Annotated in this window: 13 protein-coding genes and 3 pseudogenes; all 16 read right to left on the bottom strand. The window is 70.5% G+C overall.

Features of this window, described 5'->3' with window-relative positions; all coding sequences use genetic code 11:
* Positions 1 to 102: 102 nt before the first annotated feature.
* Complete coding sequence (locus BM536_RS35530; protein ID WP_073494073.1) at positions 103 to 549, bottom strand: Cg1360 family ATP-synthase-associated protein; 447 nt, start codon at positions 547 to 549, stop codon at positions 103 to 105.
* 314 nt (positions 550 to 863) lie between these two features.
* Complete coding sequence (locus BM536_RS35525) at positions 864 to 2,222, bottom strand: MraY family glycosyltransferase (protein ID WP_073494075.1); 1,359 nt, start codon at positions 2,220 to 2,222, stop codon at positions 864 to 866.
* Between the two features lie 130 nt (positions 2,223 to 2,352).
* Positions 2,353 to 3,591 (bottom strand): serine hydroxymethyltransferase, encoded by a 1,239-nt coding sequence (locus BM536_RS35520; protein WP_094103959.1) that lies wholly within the window; start codon positions 3,589 to 3,591, stop codon positions 2,353 to 2,355.
* A gap of 182 nt (positions 3,592 to 3,773) precedes the next feature.
* The gene (locus tag BM536_RS35515; protein ID WP_073494077.1) at positions 3,774 to 4,451 is read right to left on the bottom strand and encodes an arsenate reductase/protein-tyrosine-phosphatase family protein; all 678 of its coding nucleotides are present in this window, start codon (positions 4,449 to 4,451) and stop codon (positions 3,774 to 3,776) included.
* On the bottom strand, positions 4,448 to 5,095 hold the full coding sequence (locus BM536_RS35510) for an L-threonylcarbamoyladenylate synthase (RefSeq protein WP_073494079.1): 648 nt from the start codon (positions 5,093 to 5,095) through the stop codon (positions 4,448 to 4,450). Before BM536_RS35510 ends, BM536_RS35515 begins: the two co-directional genes overlap by 4 nt.
* A 52-nt stretch (positions 5,096 to 5,147) precedes the next feature.
* Positions 5,148 to 5,987: a peptide chain release factor N(5)-glutamine methyltransferase gene (gene prmC / locus BM536_RS35505; RefSeq protein WP_073494103.1), complete on the bottom strand. Its 840-nt coding sequence runs from the start codon at positions 5,985 to 5,987 to the stop codon at positions 5,148 to 5,150.
* Between the two features lie 81 nt (positions 5,988 to 6,068).
* Entirely contained in the window at positions 6,069 to 7,145 is a 1,077-nt protein-coding gene (gene prfA / locus BM536_RS35500) for a peptide chain release factor 1 (protein ID WP_073494081.1), read from the bottom strand.
* Positions 7,146 to 7,253: 108 nt separating this feature from the next.
* On the bottom strand, positions 7,254 to 7,475 hold the full coding sequence (rpmE, locus tag BM536_RS35495; protein WP_073494083.1) for a 50S ribosomal protein L31: 222 nt from the start codon (positions 7,473 to 7,475) through the stop codon (positions 7,254 to 7,256).
* Between the two features lie 228 nt (positions 7,476 to 7,703).
* Positions 7,704 to 8,858: an LCP family protein gene (locus BM536_RS35490; RefSeq protein WP_073494085.1), complete on the bottom strand. Its 1,155-nt coding sequence runs from the start codon at positions 8,856 to 8,858 to the stop codon at positions 7,704 to 7,706.
* A gap of 158 nt (positions 8,859 to 9,016) precedes the next feature.
* Positions 9,017 to 10,791, bottom strand: a pseudogene (locus BM536_RS35485) (trypsin-like serine protease).
* A gap of 136 nt (positions 10,792 to 10,927) precedes the next feature.
* On the bottom strand, positions 10,928 to 13,018 hold the full coding sequence (gene rho / locus BM536_RS35480; protein WP_073494087.1) for a transcription termination factor Rho: 2,091 nt from the start codon (positions 13,016 to 13,018) through the stop codon (positions 10,928 to 10,930).
* A 405-nt stretch (positions 13,019 to 13,423) separates the two neighbouring features.
* Positions 13,424 to 14,353 carry a homoserine kinase gene (gene thrB / locus BM536_RS35475; RefSeq protein WP_073494089.1) on the bottom strand — a complete coding sequence of 310 codons (930 nt, stop codon included), beginning with the start codon at positions 14,351 to 14,353 and terminating at the stop codon, positions 13,424 to 13,426.
* Positions 14,354 to 14,662: 309 nt separating this feature from the next.
* The gene (gene thrC, locus BM536_RS35470; RefSeq protein WP_073494091.1) at positions 14,663 to 15,721 is read right to left on the bottom strand and encodes a threonine synthase; all 1,059 of its coding nucleotides are present in this window, start codon (positions 15,719 to 15,721) and stop codon (positions 14,663 to 14,665) included.
* 6 nt (positions 15,722 to 15,727) lie between these two features.
* A pseudogene (locus BM536_RS35465) lies at positions 15,728 to 17,019 on the bottom strand (homoserine dehydrogenase).
* Between the two features lie 143 nt (positions 17,020 to 17,162).
* A complete protein-coding gene (gene lysA / locus BM536_RS35460; RefSeq protein ID WP_073494095.1) occupies positions 17,163 to 18,554 on the bottom strand; it encodes a diaminopimelate decarboxylase in 1,392 nt (463 codons plus the stop codon).
* 15 nt (positions 18,555 to 18,569) lie between these two features.
* A pseudogene (nrtL, locus tag BM536_RS35455) lies at positions 18,570 to 19,579 on the bottom strand (ArgS-related anticodon-binding protein NrtL).
* Between the last annotated feature and the right edge of the window lie 88 nt (positions 19,580 to 19,667).

Raw genomic sequence — 19,667 nt, 5'->3', positions numbered from 1 at the left:
GCGAATGAGCAGGCGTCAGCTGGGATGCCCGCGCCCGCGATGCCGCAGTTGGCACCGGACGATAGCAGGATCTCTCCGGCGTCTTTATCCCGGCCCTACCCCTCACGACGAGTGCCCCGATTTGTGGGGCTGCTCGTCCTTCGCGGGAGTGCCGGAATCGGGTTCGACGTAGAGGATCTTGGCCTTCATGTGAGCCCGCGCCTGCGCACCGATCCAGACCAGCGTGCCGACGAGAAGGGAGACCGCGAACGCCTTGGGGTTGAACAACGTCGTGTTCTTGAACGCGGCCAGGAAGATGAACAGCAGCAGGATCTGCGCCGCGTAGAGCATCAGGCCCATGGCCTGAAACAGGTGCGGAAGCGATTTGGCAGTGCGCTGCAGAACGTAGAGACCGAGCCCCATGAAGAGGATGACCACCACCGTCGCGACGCCGGCCCCGATCGCCCCTTTGCCGCCCGCGACCACACCGCTGACGACGGCGGCGATCGCGCCGACGGCAACCGTGGGCACGGCGGCCTGAGTCAGGATCCGGACGTCGTTGGACGGCATGGCGGCAACTCCGCTTTCAAAGGGGGGCAGGGGTGTCGTCATGGACGAGCGTAGTCCCCGTCCGAGGGGCGAAGGACCGCACGCCGACCTCGCGACCGTTGGACCGTCGCACTACGGTCCTTCGGCTCCATCCGGGGTTCTCGTGAACCGTATCACAAACTATTTGATGAGGTCTTTACCTGGATGGTGTGCTCGCTGTCACACATGAGAGTGACTCTGCGCGTCTGTGCAGGAACCGAGACCACTTGTCTGGTATTGGGCAACTTTGCCCACTCCCGGTTTCCCCACGACTTGGCAATGCTCTAGTCAGATTCTTACCTTGCGCTGCGCGATCGAGGCCCCACGGCGGTCGCCCCGTTGACTCCCGAGACGCCCACGACCACCGGAGTACGGTGCTCCGGTTCCTCGTCCTGGACACCGCCCGAACCGCCCGGGGAGTCCTCCTCCGACTCCCCCGACGCCCCCGACTCCGACTCCGTCGCCGGGTTCGGTGCCGACTCCGGCAGGACCTTGCGGCGCCGGTAGCGCGGCGGCACGAAGGACTCGGCCCAGCGCGGGGCGCGCGGGGTGAAGCGCGGCAGCAGGAGCAGCAGGAGCCCGATCGCGCTCAGGAGCACCACACCGAGGACGATCCACATGGACGCCGAGTTGACCGAGTAGGCGAGCGCGCCGAAGGCGATCAGCGCGGACCAGAAGTACATGATCAGCACCGCGCGGCTGTGCGAGTGGCCGACCTCCAGGAGCCGGTGGTGCAGATGCCCGCGGTCGGCGGCGAACGGCGACTGACCGCGCCAGGTGCGGCGCACGATGGCGAGGATCAGGTCGGCGGCCGGGATCGCGATGATCGTCAGCGGCATCAGCAGCGGGATGTAGATCGGCACCATCCCGTGCACGGTGCTGCGCTCGGACCCCCCGAACAGGTTGTCCGGGTCGACCTGCCCGGTGATGGAGATCGCGCCCGCGGCGAGCACCAGTCCGATCAGCATCGAGCCGGAGTCGCCCATGAAGATCCGCGCCGGGTGCATGTTGTGCGGCAGGAAGCCCACGCACATGCCCATCAGGATCGCCGCGAACAGTGTGGCGGGGGCCGCCGCCTCGATGCCGTACGAGTACCAGATGCGGTAGGCGTACATGAAGAACGCGGCGGCGGCGATGCACACCATGCCCGCGGCGAGGCCGTCGAGGCCGTCCACGAAGTTGACCGCGTTGATGGTGATCACGACCAGCGCCACCGTCAGCAGGGTGCCCTGCCACTGGGTCAGCGCGACCGTGCCGACGCTCGGGATCGGCAGCCACAGGATCGTCAGACCCTGCATCACCATCACGCCCGCGGCGATCATCTGCGCGCCCAGCTTGATCAGGGCGTCGATCTCGAACTTGTCGTCCAGGACGCCGATCAGCCAGATCACCGCCGCCCCGGAGAGCAGCGCGCGCGGTTCGTTCGACTTCTCGAAGACCTGGTTGAGGTTGGTCAGGTGGTCCGCGACCAGCAGGCCCGCGCAGAGCCCGAAGAACATCGCGATCCCGCCGAGCCGCGGAGTGGGCTCCCGGTGCACGTCACGCGCTCTGATCTCCGGCATCGCCCCTGCCGCGATCGCGAACTTCCGTACCGGCCCTGTCAGCAGATACGTCACCGCGGCCGTGACGCAGAGCGTCAGCAGGTATTCACGCACGGGCTTCCCCACAGGTCTCGCTGGCCATCTGAGCCCCACACCCTAGCGAGGCGCGCATAAGGGTGAGGACTTCCGGGTAGCGACGATGGTTGCATGTGTGGCTGTGCACGGGAGAGCGCCTCCCCCTGATTCAACCGGGATACGGCGGAAATCCCCCGGCGAGGTCCCGCACCTCCTCACGCACCTGCCGGCCCTCGGCCTCGCCCCGCAGCACGCCCGCCATCAGCTTCGCGATCCGCGCCATCTCCGTCTCCCCCATGCCCTGCGTGGTCACCGCCGCCGTGCCCAGGCGCAGACCGCGGAGGTCGGCGTGCGGCAGCGCGCAGCAGTCGAGCACCAGGCCGGCCGCCGCGAGCCGGCCGCGGGCCATGCGTCCGTCGACACCCAGGGGCGCCGGATCGGCGGTGATGAGGTGGGTGTCCGTGCCGCCGGTCGTGACGGCCATCCCCTCCGCCTCCAGCCGGGCCGCCAGAACCCTCGCGTTGGCGACCACCTGATGGGCGTACACGGTGAACGCCGGTGTTGCCGCCTCGCCGAACGCGACCGCCTTCGCGGCGATGGTGTTCATCTGCGCGCCGCCCTGCGTGAAGGGGAAGACCGCCCGGTCCACCCGCTCGGCCAGCTCGGCGCCGCACAGGATCATCCCGCCGCGCGGCCCGCGCAGCACCTTGTGCGTGGTCGCGCAGACGACATCGGCGTACGGCACCGGATTCGGCGCCGCTCCCCCGGCGACCAGGCCCATCGGATGGGCGGCGTCGGCGATCAGATAGGCGCCGACCTCGTCGGCCACCTCGCGGAAGAAGGCGTAGTCGATGTGCCGGGGGTAGGCGATGGAGCCGCAGACGATCGCCTTGGGGCGGTGGCTGCGGGCCAGTGCGCGCACCTGGTCGTGGTCGATGAGCCCGGTCTCCGCGTCCACGCCGTACGGCACGAAGTCGAACCAGCGGCCGGAGAAGTTCGCCGGCGATCCGTGCGTGAGGTGGCCGCCGTAGGGCAGGCCGAGGGCGAGGACGGTGTCGCCGGGGCGCAGCAGCGCGGCGTACGCGGCCAGCACGGCCGACGACCCCGAATGCGACTGCACATTGGCGTGATCGGCCCCGAACAGCGCCTTGGCCCGCTCCACGGCGAGGCGCTCGGCCACGTCCACGACCTCGCAGCCGCCGTGGTGACGGGCGCCCGGATAGCCCTCGGCGTACTTGTTGGCCAGCGGCGAGCCGAGCGCGGCCAGCACGGCGGGCGAGGTGAAGTTCTCGGCGGCGATCAGCTGGAGCGTCGACGCCTGCCGCTCACGCTCCCCGAGCAGGATCTCGGCGAGCGCGGGGTCCTGTCGACGCAGGACGTCGGCCTCGATGGCATGGGTGACCGGCATGGTGGACTCCGGGGGCGTCGACGGTGACGTACGTCCAATGTAGGCCGACGCCGCTCCAGCCGCCCGCCTACACCCCGAGGAGCACCCCCGTCCGGCCCCGGGCCGACGCCAGAACCCCCTGCTCCACCCCAGGCATCGAGCCGCACGGGCCGGCCGACGCGACGCGTCCCCGACAGCCCGCCTCAAGCGCGCGCCCGAACCCCCGTCAGTGCCGTGACCACGGGGTCGAGGGCCTGGTGTATCTCGTCGCCGATGGAGCGGAAGAAGGGCAGCGGTGCCCCGTACGGGTCGTAGACCTCGTCCGCCTCCGCCGTGGGGGCCAGGAGCCAGCCGCGGAGGGCGGCGGCCGCGCGGACCAGGGCGCGGGCGCGCATCACCACGCCCTCCTCCAGCGGGGGGAGGGTGGCCGGGTCGATCGCGTTGACGAGGCGGGTGAACTCCTTCAGCGTGAAGGTGCGCAGGCCCGCCGAATGACCCATGGAGATGACCTGGGCGCGGTGGTCACGGGTGGCCGTCAGCACCAGGTCGGCCATGATGACGTGCTCGTCGAGCAGCTCGCGGCCGGTGAAGCCGGAGGCGTCCGCGCCGAAGTCGGCCAGCACGGCCTCCGCGTTGGCCTCCATCGGCGCGCCCTCATGACCCCAGGTGCCCGCGCTCTCCACGATCAGCCCGCCGCCGAGCACCCCGAGCCGCTGCGACACGAAATGCCGGGTCAGCCGCTCGGTGATCGGCGAGCGGCAGACGTTGCCGGTGCTGACGTGGAGGATGCGAAAGGTGTCGCGCGGAAACCCGAACGTCGTCGTCTGTTCCGCGGCACGTTCCCCGGTGCCTATGCCACGCCCCGCGTCAGGGGCTGTCAATTCGCCACCTCGAGGTCGGGTACGACCTTGCGCAGCTCTTCCTCCGAGATCGCGCCCGCGCGCAGCAGCAGGGGCACCTCACGGCTGACGTCGACGATCGACGACGGGACGTTGCCCGGGGTGGGGCCGCCGTCCAGGTAGACGGAGACGGAGTCGCCGAGCATCTCCTGGGCGTAGTCGCAGTTCTCCGGCGACGGGTGGCCGGTGAGGTTGGCGGAGGAGACCGCCATCGGGCCGACCTCGGTCAGCAGCTCGATGGCGACCGGGTGCAGCGGCATGCGGACGGCGACGGTGCCACGGGTGTCCCCCAGGTCCCACTGGAGGGACGGCTGGTGCTTGGCGACGAGCGTGAGCGCGCCCGGCCAGAACGCGTCGACCAGCTCCCAGGCCAGCTCGGAGAAGTCCGTGACGAGGCCGTGCAGCGTGTTCGGGGAGCCGATGAGGACGGGCGTGGGCATGTTGCGGCCCCGGCCCTTGGCCTCCAGGAGATCACCGACGGCCTCCTTGGAGAAGGCGTCGGCACCGATGCCGTACACGGTGTCGGTCGGCAGGACGACCAGCTCGCCACGGCGGACGGCGGACGCGGCCTCGCGCAGACCCGTCACGCGGTCGGTCACGTCATTGGTGTCGTATCGCCGTGCCATGTCTAGCGGGCCTCCTCGTGCACGTACTGCGCGGATGTGATCGGTGGGAAGGTCACGGCAGCGCCTTGCGGGCGGTGGCGAAGCGCGGCCGGTTGTTGAGGTCGGGGTGGTCGGCCGCGTCGGCCCAGCCACGCTCCTCGGTGAAGATCCACGGCACCTGGCCGCCCTGGGTGTCGGCGTGCTCGATGACGACGACACCGCCGGGCCGCAGCAGGCGGTGGGCGGTGCGCTCGATGCCCCTGATCAGGTCGAGGCCGTCCTCACCGGAGAACAGGGCGAGCTGGGGGTCGTAGTCGCGGGCCTCGGGGGCGACGTACTCCCACTCGGTGAGGGGGATGTACGGCGGGTTGGAGACGACCAGGTCGACCTGGCCGTCGAGGTCCGGGAAGGCGTCCAGGGCGTTGCCCTGACGCAGGTCGACCCTGGACCCCTCCATGTTCTTGCGGGTCCACACCAGGGCGTCCTCGGACAGCTCCACGGCGTGCACGCGCGAGCGCGGGACCTCCTGGGCGAGGGCGAGCGCGATGGCGCCGGAGCCGGTGCACAGGTCGACGATCAGCGGCTCGACCACGTCCATGGCGCGTACGGCGTCTATCGCCCAGCCGACCACCGACTCGGTCTCCGGGCGCGGCACGAAGACGCCGGGCCCGACCTGGAGCTCCAGGTACCGGAAGTAGGCGTGCCCGGTGATGTGCTGGAGCGGCTCGCGCTGCTCGCGGCGCGCGATGACCTCCCAGTAGCGGGCGTCGAAGTCGGAGTCCCGCACGGAGTGGAGTTCGCCCCGCTTCACGCCGTGCACGAACGCGGCGAGTTCCTCCGCGTCGTTGCGCGGCGAGGGCACGCCGGCGTCGGCCAGCCGCTGGGTGGCCTGAGCTACCTCAGCGAGCAGCAGACTGCGGGGGCTCGGGGAACGTCCCCCAAATGATCGCTGCACGCAAGTCCTCCGTGTCGTCCTCGGTCGTGCGTACGTGCCTTACGCGGCTGCCAGCTTCGCTGCCGAGTCCGCGTCGACGCAGGCCTGGATCACCGCGTCGAGGTCGCCGTCCAGGACCTGGTCCAGGTTGTACGCCTTGAAGCCGACCCGGTGGTCCGAGATGCGGTTCTCCGGGTAGTTGTAGGTGCGGATCTTCTCGGAGCGGTCGACGGTGCGGACCTGGCTGCGGCGGGCGTCGGCGGCTTCCCGCTCCGCCTCCTCCTGCGCGGCGGCGAGCAGCCTGGACCGCAGGATACGCATCGCCTGCTCCTTGTTCTGGAGCTGGCTCTTCTCGTTCTGGCAGGAGGCGACGACTCCGGTGGGCACGTGCGTGATGCGCACCGCGGAGTCGGTCGTGTTGACGGACTGCCCGCCGGGCCCGGAGGAGCGGTAGACGTCGATGCGGAGGTCGTTGGGGTTGATCTCGACGTCGACCTCCTCCGCCTCGGGCGTGACGAGGACACCGGCCGCGGAGGTGTGGATACGGCCCTGGGACTCGGTCGCCGGGACGCGCTGGACGCGGTGCACGCCGCCCTCGTACTTCATGCGGGCCCACACGCCCTGGCCGGGCTCGGTCGCGCCCTGGCCGCCCTTGGTCTTCACGGCGACCTGGACGTCCTTGTAGCCGCCCAGCTCGGACTCGGTGGCGTCGATGATCTCGGTCTTCCAGCCGACGCGCTCGGCGTAGCGCAGGTACATCCGCAGCAGGTCGCCGGCGAACAGCGCGGACTCGTCGCCGCCCGCACCCGCCTTGATCTCCAGCAGGACGTCCTTGTCGTCGCTCGGGTCGCGCGGGACGAGCAGCAGCCTCAGCTTCTCGGTCAGCTCCTCTCGCTGCTTCTCCAGCACCTTGACCTCGGCGGCGAAGTCGGGGTCGTCGGCGATGAACTCGCGCGCGGTCACGATGTCGTCGCCGGTCTGCTTCCAGGAGCGGTACGTGGCGACGATCGGGGTCAGCTCGGCGTAGCGCTTGTTCAGCTTGCGCGCGTTGGCCTGGTCGGAGTGGACCGACGGATCGGCGAGCGTCTTCTCCAGGTCGGCGTGTTCACCGAGGAGTTCCTCGACGGCCTCGAACATCTCTGGCTCCTGATACTGCGAAGGAAAGGGAAGGCAGGCGACCAAAAACGCCGGTCCCGGCGCGCACCCCGGACGGGGCACGGCCGTGGACCGGCGGAATGGGGCTCGCTACTTCGTGGAGCCGGCGGCCTTGCCGAAGCGGGCCTCGAAGCGGGCCACACGGCCACCGGTGTCGAGGATCTTCTGCTTGCCCGTGTAGAACGGGTGGCACTCGGAGCACACGTCGGCACGGATCGCGCCGGACTCGATGGTGCTGCGGGTGGTGAACGACGCGCCACAGGTGCAGCTGACCTGCGTCTCGACGTACTCGGGGTGGATGTCGCGCTTCAAGGTGTCTCCTAGGTTTCGGGAGGGCGCCGGGTCGCAGTCCGCGGGATGCGGAAGCGTGAACCGGAGCCGACGTACCAGTCTGCCAGCACTGGCCGCATCCCCCAAAACCGGGGGGCGGGGCGATCTATTCCCGGTGGGTCCGGCGGGCCACGCGGCGGGCTCGCGACGGCCTTCGGCGGCCTTCGGCGGTCAGGAGGCCGTGGCGGACTCCCGGCGGCCGGTCGGCGGTCAGGACGAGGAGACGACGCCCGCCGCCTCCCCCGTGGCGTTGCCCTCGGTGGCGGACTTCGGGATCGGGAGGTCGTTCTTCAGGGCCGTCCAGACCTGCTGGGCCTTCGCCTTCTCGACGAGGACCCGGTTGGCGTCCGCGGGGTCGTACCGCACCGGCATGGTGACCATGTGCATGTTGTCCGCGCTGATGCCCTTGAGGCCGTTGGCGAAGGACATCAGGGAGTTCAGGGAGCCGAGGCCGGAGTCGGTGGTGACGGCCTTGGTGGCGGTGTCGGCGAGGTCGTACAGCTTCTTGCCGCTGGTGAAGAGGCCGACGTCCTTGACCTGGTCGACCAGGGCCTTGATGAAGGCCTGCTGGAGCTGGATGCGGCCGAGGTCGGAGCCGTCGCCGACGCCGTGCCGGGTGCGGACCAGTCCGAGGGCCTGTTCGCCGTCGAGCGTGTGCGTGCCGGCCTTCAGGTCCAGGTGGCTCTCGGGGTCCTTGATGTCCTCGGTCGTCGTGACGTCGACCCCGCCCAGCTCGTCGATCAGCTTCTCGAAGCCGGAGAAGTCGACTTCCAGGTAGTGGTCCATACGGACCCCGCTGATGGCCTCGACGGTCTTGACCGCGCAGGCCGCACCGCCCGTGGTGTACGCCGAGTTGAACATCACGCCGGTCGCGGCTTCGTGCGTGCCGCCCTGGGCGTCGGTGCACTCGGGACGGTCGATGAGGGTGTCCCGCGGGATCGAGACGACGCTGGCCTTCTTGTGACCCTCGTACACGTGGATGATCATCGCCGTGTCGGAGCGGGCGCTTCCGTCGTCGCTGCCGCCGCCGAGCCTCCTGTTGGCGCCGGAGCGGGTGTCCGAGCCGAGGACGAGGATGTTCTCCGAGCCGTTGTCGGTCTTCGTGGGCCGGTCGGTGCCGAGGACCTGGTCGATGTCGATGCTCTTGAGGTTGCCGTTGAGCTTGAAGTACACGTACCCGAGACCGGAACCGCCGAGGACGAGCACCCCCGCCGCGGTCCACGCCGCGATCAGCAGACCCCTGCGCCTGGCCCGGGGCCTGCGGCGGCGGCCCGTGGTCCGGTGGCCCGGGCCACCGGTACCGGGCTCATCCGGTGTGCCGGCCTCTCCCGGTATGCCGGGCTCCGGCGTGCTGTCGGCGGACATGCGCTCCTCGGTTCCGTGTCGACCCCACCATGGTCCCTCCGTCAGGTCCGACGGGGAAACTCGGCACAGGGTCGCACAACGCTCTGTGCCCGGCCCGGAGCGGGCCGGGCACGGAGCGTGAGTGAAGGAGCGCCGGAGCGCCCCGCTCACCTGCGAGGTCAGGCGAAGATGTCGTACTGCTTGAACGTCGTTCCGAGCGAGAGCCGTGCGGAAAAGATCACATTCCCGGTGCTCCCGTTGCCCCGGTACAGGTAGAGCGTGCCGGCGGGGGTGCGGGCCAGGAGATCGGCCTTGCCGTCGCCGTTGACGTCGCCGACGGTGGCGAAGGCGTTGTACGTCGTGTTGCTCCAGGTCGCGACCTTGAGGCCGGCCGCGAAGGTGCCGTTGCCGCGGCCCTTGTACAGGTACACGGCGCCGCCGGTCTTCTTGCGGGCGACCAGGTCGGCCAGCCCGTCGCCGTTGAAGTCGCCGTGGCCGCGCACGAAGTTGAACGAGTTCCAGCCGACGCCCGCCTTGACGTGGGTGGCGAAGGAGCCGTTGCCCTTGCCCGGGTAGATCCACAGCGCGCCGCCGGAGTCGACGGAGACCACGTCGGGCAGGTGGTCGCCGGTGACGTCACCGGGGGCCACGATGCTGAGCCTGGTCTTCCAGTTGTCGCCGATCAGCTTGGTGGCCCAGGTGCCGCTGGAGGGCACGTAGTGCTTCCAGAAGACATCGCCGTCGGAGGCGCGGCGCACCAGCAGGTCCTGGTAGCCGTCCCGGTCGAGGTCGGTCTGGAGGACGACGTTGAAGCCGCTCCAGTTGCCCCAGGACTGGCGCGCACCGAGCGACGTGCCCTTGGAGTCGCGCTCGTAGCCGGTCTTGTCGGCGGCGTTGCGCACCCACACGTCGGCGTAGTTGTCACCGTTGAGGTTGGTGTCGTCGACGCGCGGATAGACGGTGCCGACGTACGTGGAGACCTTGCTGAAGACGCTGTACGCGCCGCTTTCCACGCAGTCCTTCACGCCCCAGGAGACGACGCCGACGATGCGGCCGTTCACCACGAGCGGGCCGCCGGAGTCGCCGTTGCAGGCGGAGGTGGTGCCCTCGTCGCTGCCGCTGGCGGGGGTGCCCGCGCACACCATGTGGCCCTTGGCGAAGTCGGCACCGTAGAAGTTTGTGCAGGTGGTGTCGGACTGGATCGGCAGCGTGGCCGTCTTGAGCGTGGTCGAGATGCCCTGGGTGGTGGAGGTGGTGCGCCCCCAGCCGTAGACCTTGGCGTTCGTCCCCGCCTTGTACGAGGCGGTGTCGGCGGCCGTCGTCATCCGGATCGGCGTGGCCCTGACGGGGTTCGGCAGGGTGAGGACGGCGATGTCGTTGTCGATCGTCGCCGCGCTGTACGACGGGTGGTTCCACTGGCGCCAGACGCCCGTGGCCGTGCCGCCGTACAGGTCGGTGTCGGTGGCCAGCTGGGTGGCGCCGGTGACGATGACACCGTTGGCGTGCCAGTTGTAGCCCTTGACGCAGTGGGCGGCGGTGAGGATCTTCGTCGCGCGATGACCGCGCCGCCGCAGAAGAAGCCGATGTCGTCGCTGGTGGTGGCGGTCCCCCGGTCGTCGCCGTACCAGAGCTGCGCCATCCAGGGTGCGGTGGTGATGGTCGTCGTCGTCCCACCGATGATCTTCGGGTCCACGGTGGTGGCGGGGCTCGCGCTCAGGGACGTCTTCGCGGTCTGTCCGGGGAGGTCGTCACCGGCGACGGCGGACGCGAGGCGCTTCTGCAGTTCCTTGGCCGACGGGCCGCTGTGGGCGGGCGACGGCGGGGTCTCGGCGGCCTCCGCGCTCGACATGAACAGTGTGCCGGCCACGGCGGTGGCGAGACCCGCCGCGACGACGGGCAGGGCGATGCGTATCCGGCGTCTGTGCCGTCCGCCCCCGGACGTGGTTGTACCCACTCAAGTCCCCCCTCGGGATGTGCAATTCAGGAAGATCATGGTCGAGAAGTCGACCGAAGGAGGTGATCTTACCCGGCACCCGGACAGCAGAAAGGGCCGCCCCCGCAAGGGGACGGCCCTCTGGTGAAGACCTGCGTCAGTCGCCGTTGCCCGGCGTCGTCTTCTGGATCTGCATCAGGAACTCGGCGTTCGACTTCGTCTGCTTCATCTTGTCGAGAAGCAGCTCGACCGCCTGCTGCTGGTCGAGCGCGTGCAGCACCCGGCGCAGCTTCCAGACGACCCCCAGCTCGTCGGGGGCGAGCAGGATCTCTTCCTTACGGGTGCCGGACGCGTCGACGTCCACCGCCGGGAAGATGCGCTTGTCGGCGAGCTTCCGGTCGAGCTTCAGCTCCATGTTGCCGGTGCCCTTGAACTCCTCGAAGATCACCTCGTCCATGCGGGACCCGGTGTCGACGAGCGCGGTCGCCAGGATGGTGAGCGAGCCACCGTCCTCGATGTTGCGCGCGGCACCGAAGAAGCGCTTCGGCGGGTACAGGGCCGTGGAGTCGACACCACCGGACAGGATGCGGCCGGAGGCCGGGGCGGCGAGGTTGTACGCACGGCCCAGACGCGTGATCGAGTCGAGCAGGACGACGACGTCGTGGCCCAGTTCCACCAGGCGCTTGGCTCGCTCGATGGCCAGCTCGGCGACCGTGGTGTGGTCCTCGGCCGGGCGGTCGAAGGTCGAGGAGATGACCTCGCCCTTGACCGACCGCTGCATGTCGGTGACCTCTTCCGGACGCTCGTCGACGAGGACGACCATCAGGTGGCACTCGGGGTTGTTGTGCGTGATCGCGTTGGCGATCGCCTGCATGATCATGGTCTTGCCGGTCTTCGGCGGGGCCACGATCAGGCCGCGCTGGCCCTTACCGATCGGCGACACGAGGTCGATGATGCGGGTGGTCAGGACGCCCGGGTCCGTCTCCAGACGGAGGCGGTCCTGCGGGTACAGCGGGGTGAGCTTGTTGAACTCCGGGCGGCCACGGCCGTGTTCGGGCGCCATGCCGTTGACGGAGTCGAGACGCACGAGCGCGTTGAACTTCTCGCGCCGCTCGCCCTCCTTCGGCTGCCGGACCGCGCCGGTGACGTGGTCACCCTTGCGCAGGCCGTTCTTGCGGACCTGGGCGAGGGAGACGTACACGTCGTTCGGGCCCGGCAGGTAGCCCGACGTACGGATGAAGGCGTAGTTGTCGAGGATGTCCAGGATGCCCGCGACGGGGATCAGGACGTCGTCGTCGGCGACCTGCGGCTCGGCGGTGCCGATCTCGTCACGGCCGCGACGGCCACGACGGTCCCGGTAACGCCCGCGACGGCCGCGGCGGCCACCCTCGAAGTCGTCGTCGTCCTGCGGCCCGTTGTCCCGCTGGCGGTCCTGACGGTCCTGGCGCTCCGGACGGTCCTGGCGGTCCTGACGGCCACCGCTCTGCTGACCCTGCTGCTGGCGCTGACCGCCCTGGCCCTGCCCGCCCTGGCCCTGCTGGTCGTCGCCCTTGCCACGGCGGTCGCGGTCACGGTCGCGACCGCGCTCACGGCGGTCGCGGCGGCGGCCCTCGGCACCGTCGGCGTCGTTCCTGGCGTCGCCCTGCGGCTGGGCCTGCTCGGTCTGTGTGGCGACCGCGGCCTCGGCCTTCGGCGCGCTCTTCGCCTCGGCCGTGACGGTCTCGGGGGCACCCGCGTCGGCGGTCGCGCGGCGGCGGCGACGCTCGACGGGGGCGTCGTTCGCCCCACTCTCGGCTTCGCTGGAACGGGCGGTGCGGCCGGCCGGCTGGCCGGGGATCTCGATCTGCTGCTGGGCCACGGCCTTCTCGGCGGGGGCCTCGGCCGGGGCGGCGTCCGCCTTCTTCTCGGCGGCCTCGTCGCCCGTACGAGCCTTGGAGGTGGCGCGGCGCTTGGGCTTGGTCTCGGTGGCGTCCCCGGCGGGTGACGTCGAGGCCTTCGCGGCCGGCGCGCCGGCTCCCGCCTGCGCCTCCTTGATGACCTCGATCAGCTGGCTCTTGCGCATACGCGCGGTGCCCCTGATGCCCAGGCCGGATGCGACCTGCTGCAACTCGGCCAGCACCATGCCCTCGAGGCCGGTACCACGGCGCCGCCGGGAGCCGGCACCGGTGGCAGGCGCGGAGGCGTCCGTGGAGGGCGCGGCAGCGGTCTCCTCGACACGTGCGCCCATCAGATCGGTGGTGTCGCTCACGAAGGGTCCTTCCCTGGAGCGGACGTCGGCCTGTCTGGCTCGGCGACCGGTTGTGCTGTCCGACTTCGGTCCTTGCTGTGGCGAAGCCGGGGCGGTTGTCCGCCAAAGCGGCGGAAGAGATTTCTGGTGATGGCGCGACCTCGACGATCCGTGACACCCAGTGTCACGTGGCGTGGTCGCACCGATTCCGGAGCGTGCCCGTCGGACCGCTCAGCGTCGCTGCACGGCGTACTGCCCAAGTACGACGTACGGAACGCAGTGCGGCGTGGGGAGCTCCCGGAAGAATGTCTGTCCCGGAGGGGGACATGAAGCACCTCGCCATGGTGAGGTCGGGTGCAGACTTGAGGTTAACACTACCGGATCCAACAAACATTCCCCCTCTCGAAATCCGGCAACCGTGTGGTTTCACAAGTCGCCGGAGGGCGCGAGCGGCAGCACGCTCGCTCCCTTGAGGTCCAGGCTCAGCCGGTTGGCGGCCCATTCCGCACCGGCCAGTTGCTCGACCTTGTCGGCCGATTCGGCGTCGGCCAGAGCCATCACGGTGGGTCCGGCGCCGGAGATCACCGCGGGGACCCCGTCGGCGCGCAGCCGCTCGACCAGTGCGGCGCTCTCCGGCATGGCGGGAGCCCGGTACTCCTGGTGGAGACGGTCCTCGGTGGCGGGCAGCAGCAGTTCGGGACGCCTGGTCAGGGCCTCGACGAGCAGGGCGGCACGGCCCGCGTTGGTGGCGGCGTCGACATGCGGCACGGTGCGCGGGAGCAGACCGCGCGCGGTCTCGGTCAGGACCGGCTTCCCGGGCACGAAAACCACCGGAACGATGGACTCGGACGGCTCCATCCTGATCGCCCGTGCGGCGCCGGCGTCCATCCAGGAGAGCGTGAACCCGCCGAGCAGGCAGGCCGCGACGTTGTCGGGGTGACCCTCGATCTCGGTCGCCAGCTCCAGCAGGGCGGCGTCGTCGAGGCGGGCCTCGCCGCCTATGGTCACCGCGCGGGCGGCGACGATCCCGGCGCAGATGGCGGCGGAGGAGGAGCCGAGGCCGCGGCCGTGCGGGATGCGGTTGGCGCAGACGATCTCCAGGCCGCGCGGCTGGCCGCCCAGGACGTCGAAGGCGGTGCGCAGGGAGCGGACGAGGAGGTGTTTCTCGTCGCGCGGCAGCGTTTCGCTGCCCTCACCCGCGATGTCGATGTGCAGCCCTGAGTCGGCCACCCGGACGACGACGTCGTCGTAGAGCCCCAGCGCGAGGCCCAGGGCGTCGAAGCCCGGACCGATATTGGCGCTGGTGGCGGGGACGCGCACCCGGACGGCGGCGGCGCGGAACGCTGGACCGGCCATCGCTCGTTGACTCTCCTTGAGCTGCGTGATGGTCGTATGACAGTCGATGACGTACGAAGACCCTCGGGCCGCCGTGGACCGCGCGGCGCCGGTGCCGGCCGCGCGGGATGCGGAGGCATATGCGGAAGGCGGGTTAGGTACAGCCTATCGAAGGAAGGTTCCGCGGCGACACAGGGCGCACAGGAGGCGCACGATGCGTGTCGCGAGCCCCCTGTGCACCCCCGGCGGGGGAAGTCCCCTGCCGGGGAGGTTCCCCAGGTGAGGTGCCCTACGTCTCCGGGAGACGCCCCTGCCTCCGGCGGGGATCGCTCACACGAGACCGAGGCGCTCGGCCGCGGTCACCGCGTCGACGGGGACGGTCACCGGCTGCGGGGCACCGGCCACGGCCCAGTCGGGGTCCTTGAGGCCGTTGCCCGTGACGGTGCACACGATCGTCTGGCCCGGATCGACCTTGCCCTGCTCGGCGGCCTTCAGCAGACCGGCCACCGACGCGGCGGACGCGGGCTCCACGAAGACGCCCTCCTGCGAGGCCAACAGCCGGTAGGCGCGCAGGATCTCACGGTCCGTCACCTCGTCGATGAAGCCCCCGGACTCCTCCCGCGCCGCCAGCGCGTACTGCCAGGACGCCGGGTTGCCGATGCGGATCGCGGTGGCGATCGTCGACGGGTCCTTGACGACCTCACCACGCACGATGGGGGCACTGCCGGAGGCCTGGAAGCCCCACATGCGCGGAGTCCGCCCGGCGATCCCGTCGGCGGCGTACTCCTTGTAGCCCTTCCAGTACGCCGTGATGTTGCCCGCGTTGCCGACCGGCAGGACGTGGACGTCGGGGGCGTCCCCGAGCATGTCCACGATCTCGAAAGCGGCCGTCTTCTGCCCCTCGATGCGCACCGGGTTGACCGAATTGACCAGCGCCACGGGGTAGTTGTCGCTCAGTGAGCGGGCCAGCGTGAGGCAGTCGTCGAAGTTGCCGTCGACCTGGAGGATCTTCGCGCCGTGGACGAGGGCCTGCCCCATCTTGCCGAGCGCGATCTTGCCCTGGGGGACGAGGACGGCGCAGACCATGCCCGCGCGCACGGCGTACGCGGCGGCGCTCGCCGACGTGTTGCCGGTGGAGGCGCAGATGACCGCCTTGGCTCCCTCCTCCTTGGCCCGGGTGATGGCCATGGTCATCCCGCGGTCCTTGAAGGACCCGGTGGGATTCGCGCCCTCGACCTTGAGGTGGACCTCGCAGCCGGTGCGCTCGGAGAGCACCTGCGCGGGCACGAGGGGCGTGCCGCCCTCGCGGAGCGTCACGACCGGCGTGCTGTCGGAAACCGGTAGCCGGTCCCGGTACTCCTCGATGATTCCGCGCCACTGGTGGGTCATTGCTGGTTACTCTCCTTCAACCCGCATGATGCTGGCGACACCCCGCACGGTGTCGAGCTTGCGCAGCGCCTCGACGGTCCCCGTCAGGGAGGCGTCGGACGCGCGGTGGGTGACGACGACGAGGGAGGCCTCGCCGTCCTTACCCTGCTGCCGCACCGTATCGATGGACACCCCGTGCTCGGCGAACACGGTGGCTACCTGCGCCAGAACGCCCGGTTTGTCGGCGACGTCCAGGCTGATGTGGTACCGCGTGACGACGTCACCCATCGGCGACACCGGCAGGGCGGCGTACGCCGACTCGCCGGGCCCCGTCGCCCCGCTGAGCCGGTTGCGGCAGACGGCGACGAGGTCGCCGAGCACGGCGGAGGCGGTGGGAGCACCGCCGGCGCCGGGGCCGTAGAACATGAGCTGACCGGACGCGTCGACTCGACGAACACGGCGTTGTAGGCGCCGCGCACGGAGGCGAGCGGGTGGGTCAGCGGGATCATGGCGGGGTGCACGCGCGCGGTGACGGATCCCCCGTCGGCGGCCCGCTCGCAGATGGCGAGCAGTTTGATGGTGCAGCCCATCGCCTTGGCGGAGGCGAAGTCGGACGCGGTCACCTCGGCCATGCCCTCGCGGTACACGTCGTCGAGGCGCACGCGCGTGTGGAAGGCGATCCCGGCGAGGATGGCGGCCTTGGCGGCGGCGTCGAAGCCCTCGACGTCGGCGGTCGGGTCGGCCTCCGCGTACCCGAGGGCGGTGGCCTCGTCGAGGGCCTCCTGGTAGCCGGCCCCCGTGGAGTCCATCTTGTCGAGGATGAAGTTGGTCGTCCCGTTGACGATGCCCATGACCCGGTTGATCTTGTCGCCGGCGAGGGACTCGCGCAGCGGGCGGATCAGCGGGATGGCGCCGGCGACGGCGGCCTCGTAGTAGAGGTCCTCACCGTGCTCGTTCGCGGCGGCGTGCAGGGCGGCGCCGTCCTGGGCGAGCAGCGCCTTGTTCGCGGAGACGACGGACGCGCCGTACTCGAAGGCGGTGGTGATGAGGGTGCGGGCGGGCTCGATACCGCCGATGACCTCGACGACCACGTCGATGTCACCCCGTTTGACCAGCGCGGTGGCGTCGGTGGTGACGAGCGCGGGGTCGATGCCCTCGCGCACCTTGGAGGGCCGCCGGACGGCCACCCCCGCCAGCTCCACCGGCGCCCCGATCCTGGCGGCGAGGTCGTCGGCGTGCGTCGTCATGATGCGCGCCACCTCTGAGCCGACCACTCCACAGCCCAGCAGCGCCACCTTCAGCGGACGCGTACGCATCATCCGACCTCGTTTCCTCATACCGTCACGGTTGCACCAGTCTCACTCACCGGACCGGAGTTTCTATCCCCGGTCCGGATCGTGAGACATCTATTTCATTTTTGCGGGGTGGCGGACAGGAGATCTTCCACCCCGCTGAGCTGCGCCTATCCGACGTCGAGGCGAAGAAGGTCCTCTTCCGTCTCGCGCCGGACGATCACCCGGGCCTCGCCCTCGCGCACGGCCACGACCGGCGGCCGCAGCACGTGGTTGTAGTTGCTGGCCATGGACCGGCAGTACGCCCCGGTCGCGGGGACGGCGATCAGGTCACCCGGTGCCAGGTCGGACGGCAGGAACGCGTCCTTGACCACGATGTCCCCACTCTCGCAGTGCTTGCCCACGACGCGCGCCAGCATCGGCGCGGCGTCGGAGACGCGGGAGACGAGCGCCACGCTGTACTCGGCGTCGTACAGCGCGGTGCGGATGTTGTCCGACATGCCGCCGTCGACGGAGACGTACGTCCGCAGCCCGTCGAGCGGCTTGACCGTGCCGACCTCGTACAGCGTGAAGGCCGTGGGACCGACGATGGCGCGGCCGGGCTCGACGGAGATGCGGGGGGTGCGGAGCCTGGCGGACTCGCACTCGCGGGTGACGATCTCGGTCAACGCCTTGGCGATCTCGTGCGGCTCGCGGGGGTCGTCGTCGCTGGTGTACGCGATGCCGAGCCCGCCGCCGAGGTCGATCTCGGGCAGCTCGACGCCGTGCTCGTCACGGATGTCCTTGAGCAGTCCGACGACCCGGTGGGCGGCGACCTCGAAGCCGGACATGTCGAAGATCTGCGACCCGATGTGCGAGTGGATCCCGATCAGTTCGAGACCGTCGAGCCTGAGGGCCCGCCGCACGGCCTCCGCCGCCTGCCCCCCGGCCAGCGGAATCCCGAACTTCTGGTCCTCGTGGGCGGTGGCGATGAACTCGTGCGTGTGCGCCTCGACGCCGACGGTGACACGGATCTGCACGCGCTGCCGCCTGCCGAGGGACTGCGCGATGTGCGCGACGCGGACGATCTCCTGGAAGGAGTCGAGGACGATCCGCCCGACACCGGCGCGGACGGCCCTCTCGATCTCCTCCGACGACTTGTTGTTGCCGTGGAAGGCGATGCGGTCGGCGGGCATGCCGGCGGAGAGCGCGGTGGCCAGCTCGCCGCCGGAGCAGACGTCGAGGTTGAGCCCCTCCTCGTGCAGCCACCGCACGACCGCGCGCGACAGGAACGCCTTGCCGGCGTAGAAGACGTCGGCGTCGGTCCCGAAGGCGGTACGCCAGGCGCGGGCCCGGTCCCGGAAGTCGGCCTCGTCGAGGACGTAGGCCGGGGTGCCGTGCTGCTCGGCGAGCGTCTTCACGTCGATTCCGCCGACGGTGACGACCCCGAGGTCGTCCCGGGTGACGGTCCGCGACCACACCTTGGGGTCGAGGGAGTTGAGGTCGGCCGGCGGCGCCGAGTAGTGCCCCTCCGGCAGGACATCGGCGTGGCGGGGCCCGGCGGGGTGTGCGGAACGGCTCATCGTGGGCGTGCTCTCTCAGAGGTGATCGGGTGCGTCGATGCCGAGCAGGGACAGGCCACCGGCCAGCACCGTCCCGGCGGCTTCGGCGAGCGCCAGCCGGGACCGGTGGGCGGCCGAGGGTTTCTCGTCCCCGCACGGGAGAACGGCGGGCAGGTGAGTGAGGGTCACATCGGCGAGGGCGAGGAGGTGCCGGGTGAGGCGGGAGGGCGCGGCCTGTGCGTCGGCGTGCGGGAGCGCGGCGGCCGTGGTGAGGACGCGGGGGTGGTCCGCGAGGAGGCCCGGGAGTTCCGGGGTGCCCGCCGCCTCTGCCTCTGTTACGTCCGCCTCGGCCCCGGTGGTGGTGAATCCCAGGTCCGCCGCATTGCGGCTGACGGCGCGGGTGCGGGCGTGGGCGTAACGGATCCGGAAGAGAGGATTGCTTTCGCGCTGAACCAGATGATCGGCGGTGATACGGGGCCGGTCGTGCGGGGCGGGATGAAGGAGGGCCCAGCGGGCGCGTCCGGCCCGAGGAAAGCGGGGTCCTCCGGCGCCGGAACGGGCCGCAGGTTCACCGCTCCGCCGTGCTCGACCTCGACCCGCCCGCCCTGCGAGCCGACCATCCGCGCGAGCCCGTCCGCGAGAACCTCGGCACGGACCTCGTACGGCACGCGCAGCACGAAGACCTGACCGGCGAGGGCGTCGGTGTGGCCGTAGCGCAGCCCCTCGCGCAGGATCCGCCGGACCAGGGCGGTGGACGTGGCGGCCCGGTCGAGGCTGATGTTGAGGAACCCCGGTCCGGTGATCTCGACGTCGGTGACGCCGGCCTCACGCGCGAGGTACGTCCGGAGCAGCGCGGCGACCCGCAACGGGGACTGTCCGGCGGGCCGGGCCAACTGGAGAGCGACGTTGGTGGCGTAGTCCCCACATCCCCCCGGCCCGGGCGGCCCGACAACCACCCGCGAGGGAACGGCCACACTCAGCTCCCCGTCGTCGACAGCACACCGCACTGCGTGCAGCACGGTGCGGGACAACTCGACGGGGGTCACGGGACAAGCGTAGGGGAGGAGGGGGGTGGGTATGCGAGCCGGGTTTGAGGTGTCCGGGATGTGGGACGGGGGTGGGGGTCAAGAGGAG

This window comes from Streptomyces phaeoluteigriseus, assembly GCF_001896135.2.
In the GTDB taxonomy this organism is placed as follows: Bacteria; Actinomycetota; Actinomycetes; order Streptomycetales; family Streptomycetaceae; genus Streptomyces; species Streptomyces phaeoluteigriseus.
The sequence above is the reverse complement of the archived record's forward strand: the minus strand, read 5'-3'. Positions and strand labels throughout refer to the sequence as shown.

Excerpts from the sequence above, each read along its gene's own strand:
- BM536_RS35530 (WP_073494073.1), bottom strand. The coding sequence starts at position 549 with ATGCCGTCCAACGACGTCCGGATCCTGACTCAGGCCGCCGTGCCCACG.
- BM536_RS35520 (WP_094103959.1), bottom strand. The coding sequence starts at position 3,591 with ATGCCGGTCACCCATGCCATCGAGGCCGACGTCCTGCGTCGACAGGAC.
- BM536_RS35510 (WP_073494079.1), bottom strand. The coding sequence starts at position 5,095 with ATGGCACGGCGATACGACACCAATGACGTGACCGACCGCGTGACGGGT.
- prfA (WP_073494081.1), bottom strand. The coding sequence starts at position 7,145 with ATGTTCGAGGCCGTCGAGGAACTCCTCGGTGAACACGCCGACCTGGAG.
- BM536_RS35490 (WP_073494085.1), bottom strand. The coding sequence starts at position 8,858 with ATGTCCGCCGACAGCACGCCGGAGCCCGGCATACCGGGAGAGGCCGGC.
- thrB (WP_073494089.1), bottom strand. The coding sequence starts at position 14,353 with ATGGCCGGTCCAGCGTTCCGCGCCGCCGCCGTCCGGGTGCGCGTCCCC.
- thrC (WP_073494091.1), bottom strand. The coding sequence starts at position 15,721 with ATGACCCACCAGTGGCGCGGAATCATCGAGGAGTACCGGGACCGGCTA.
- lysA (WP_073494095.1), bottom strand. The coding sequence starts at position 18,554 with ATGAGCCGTTCCGCACACCCCGCCGGGCCCCGCCACGCCGATGTCCTG.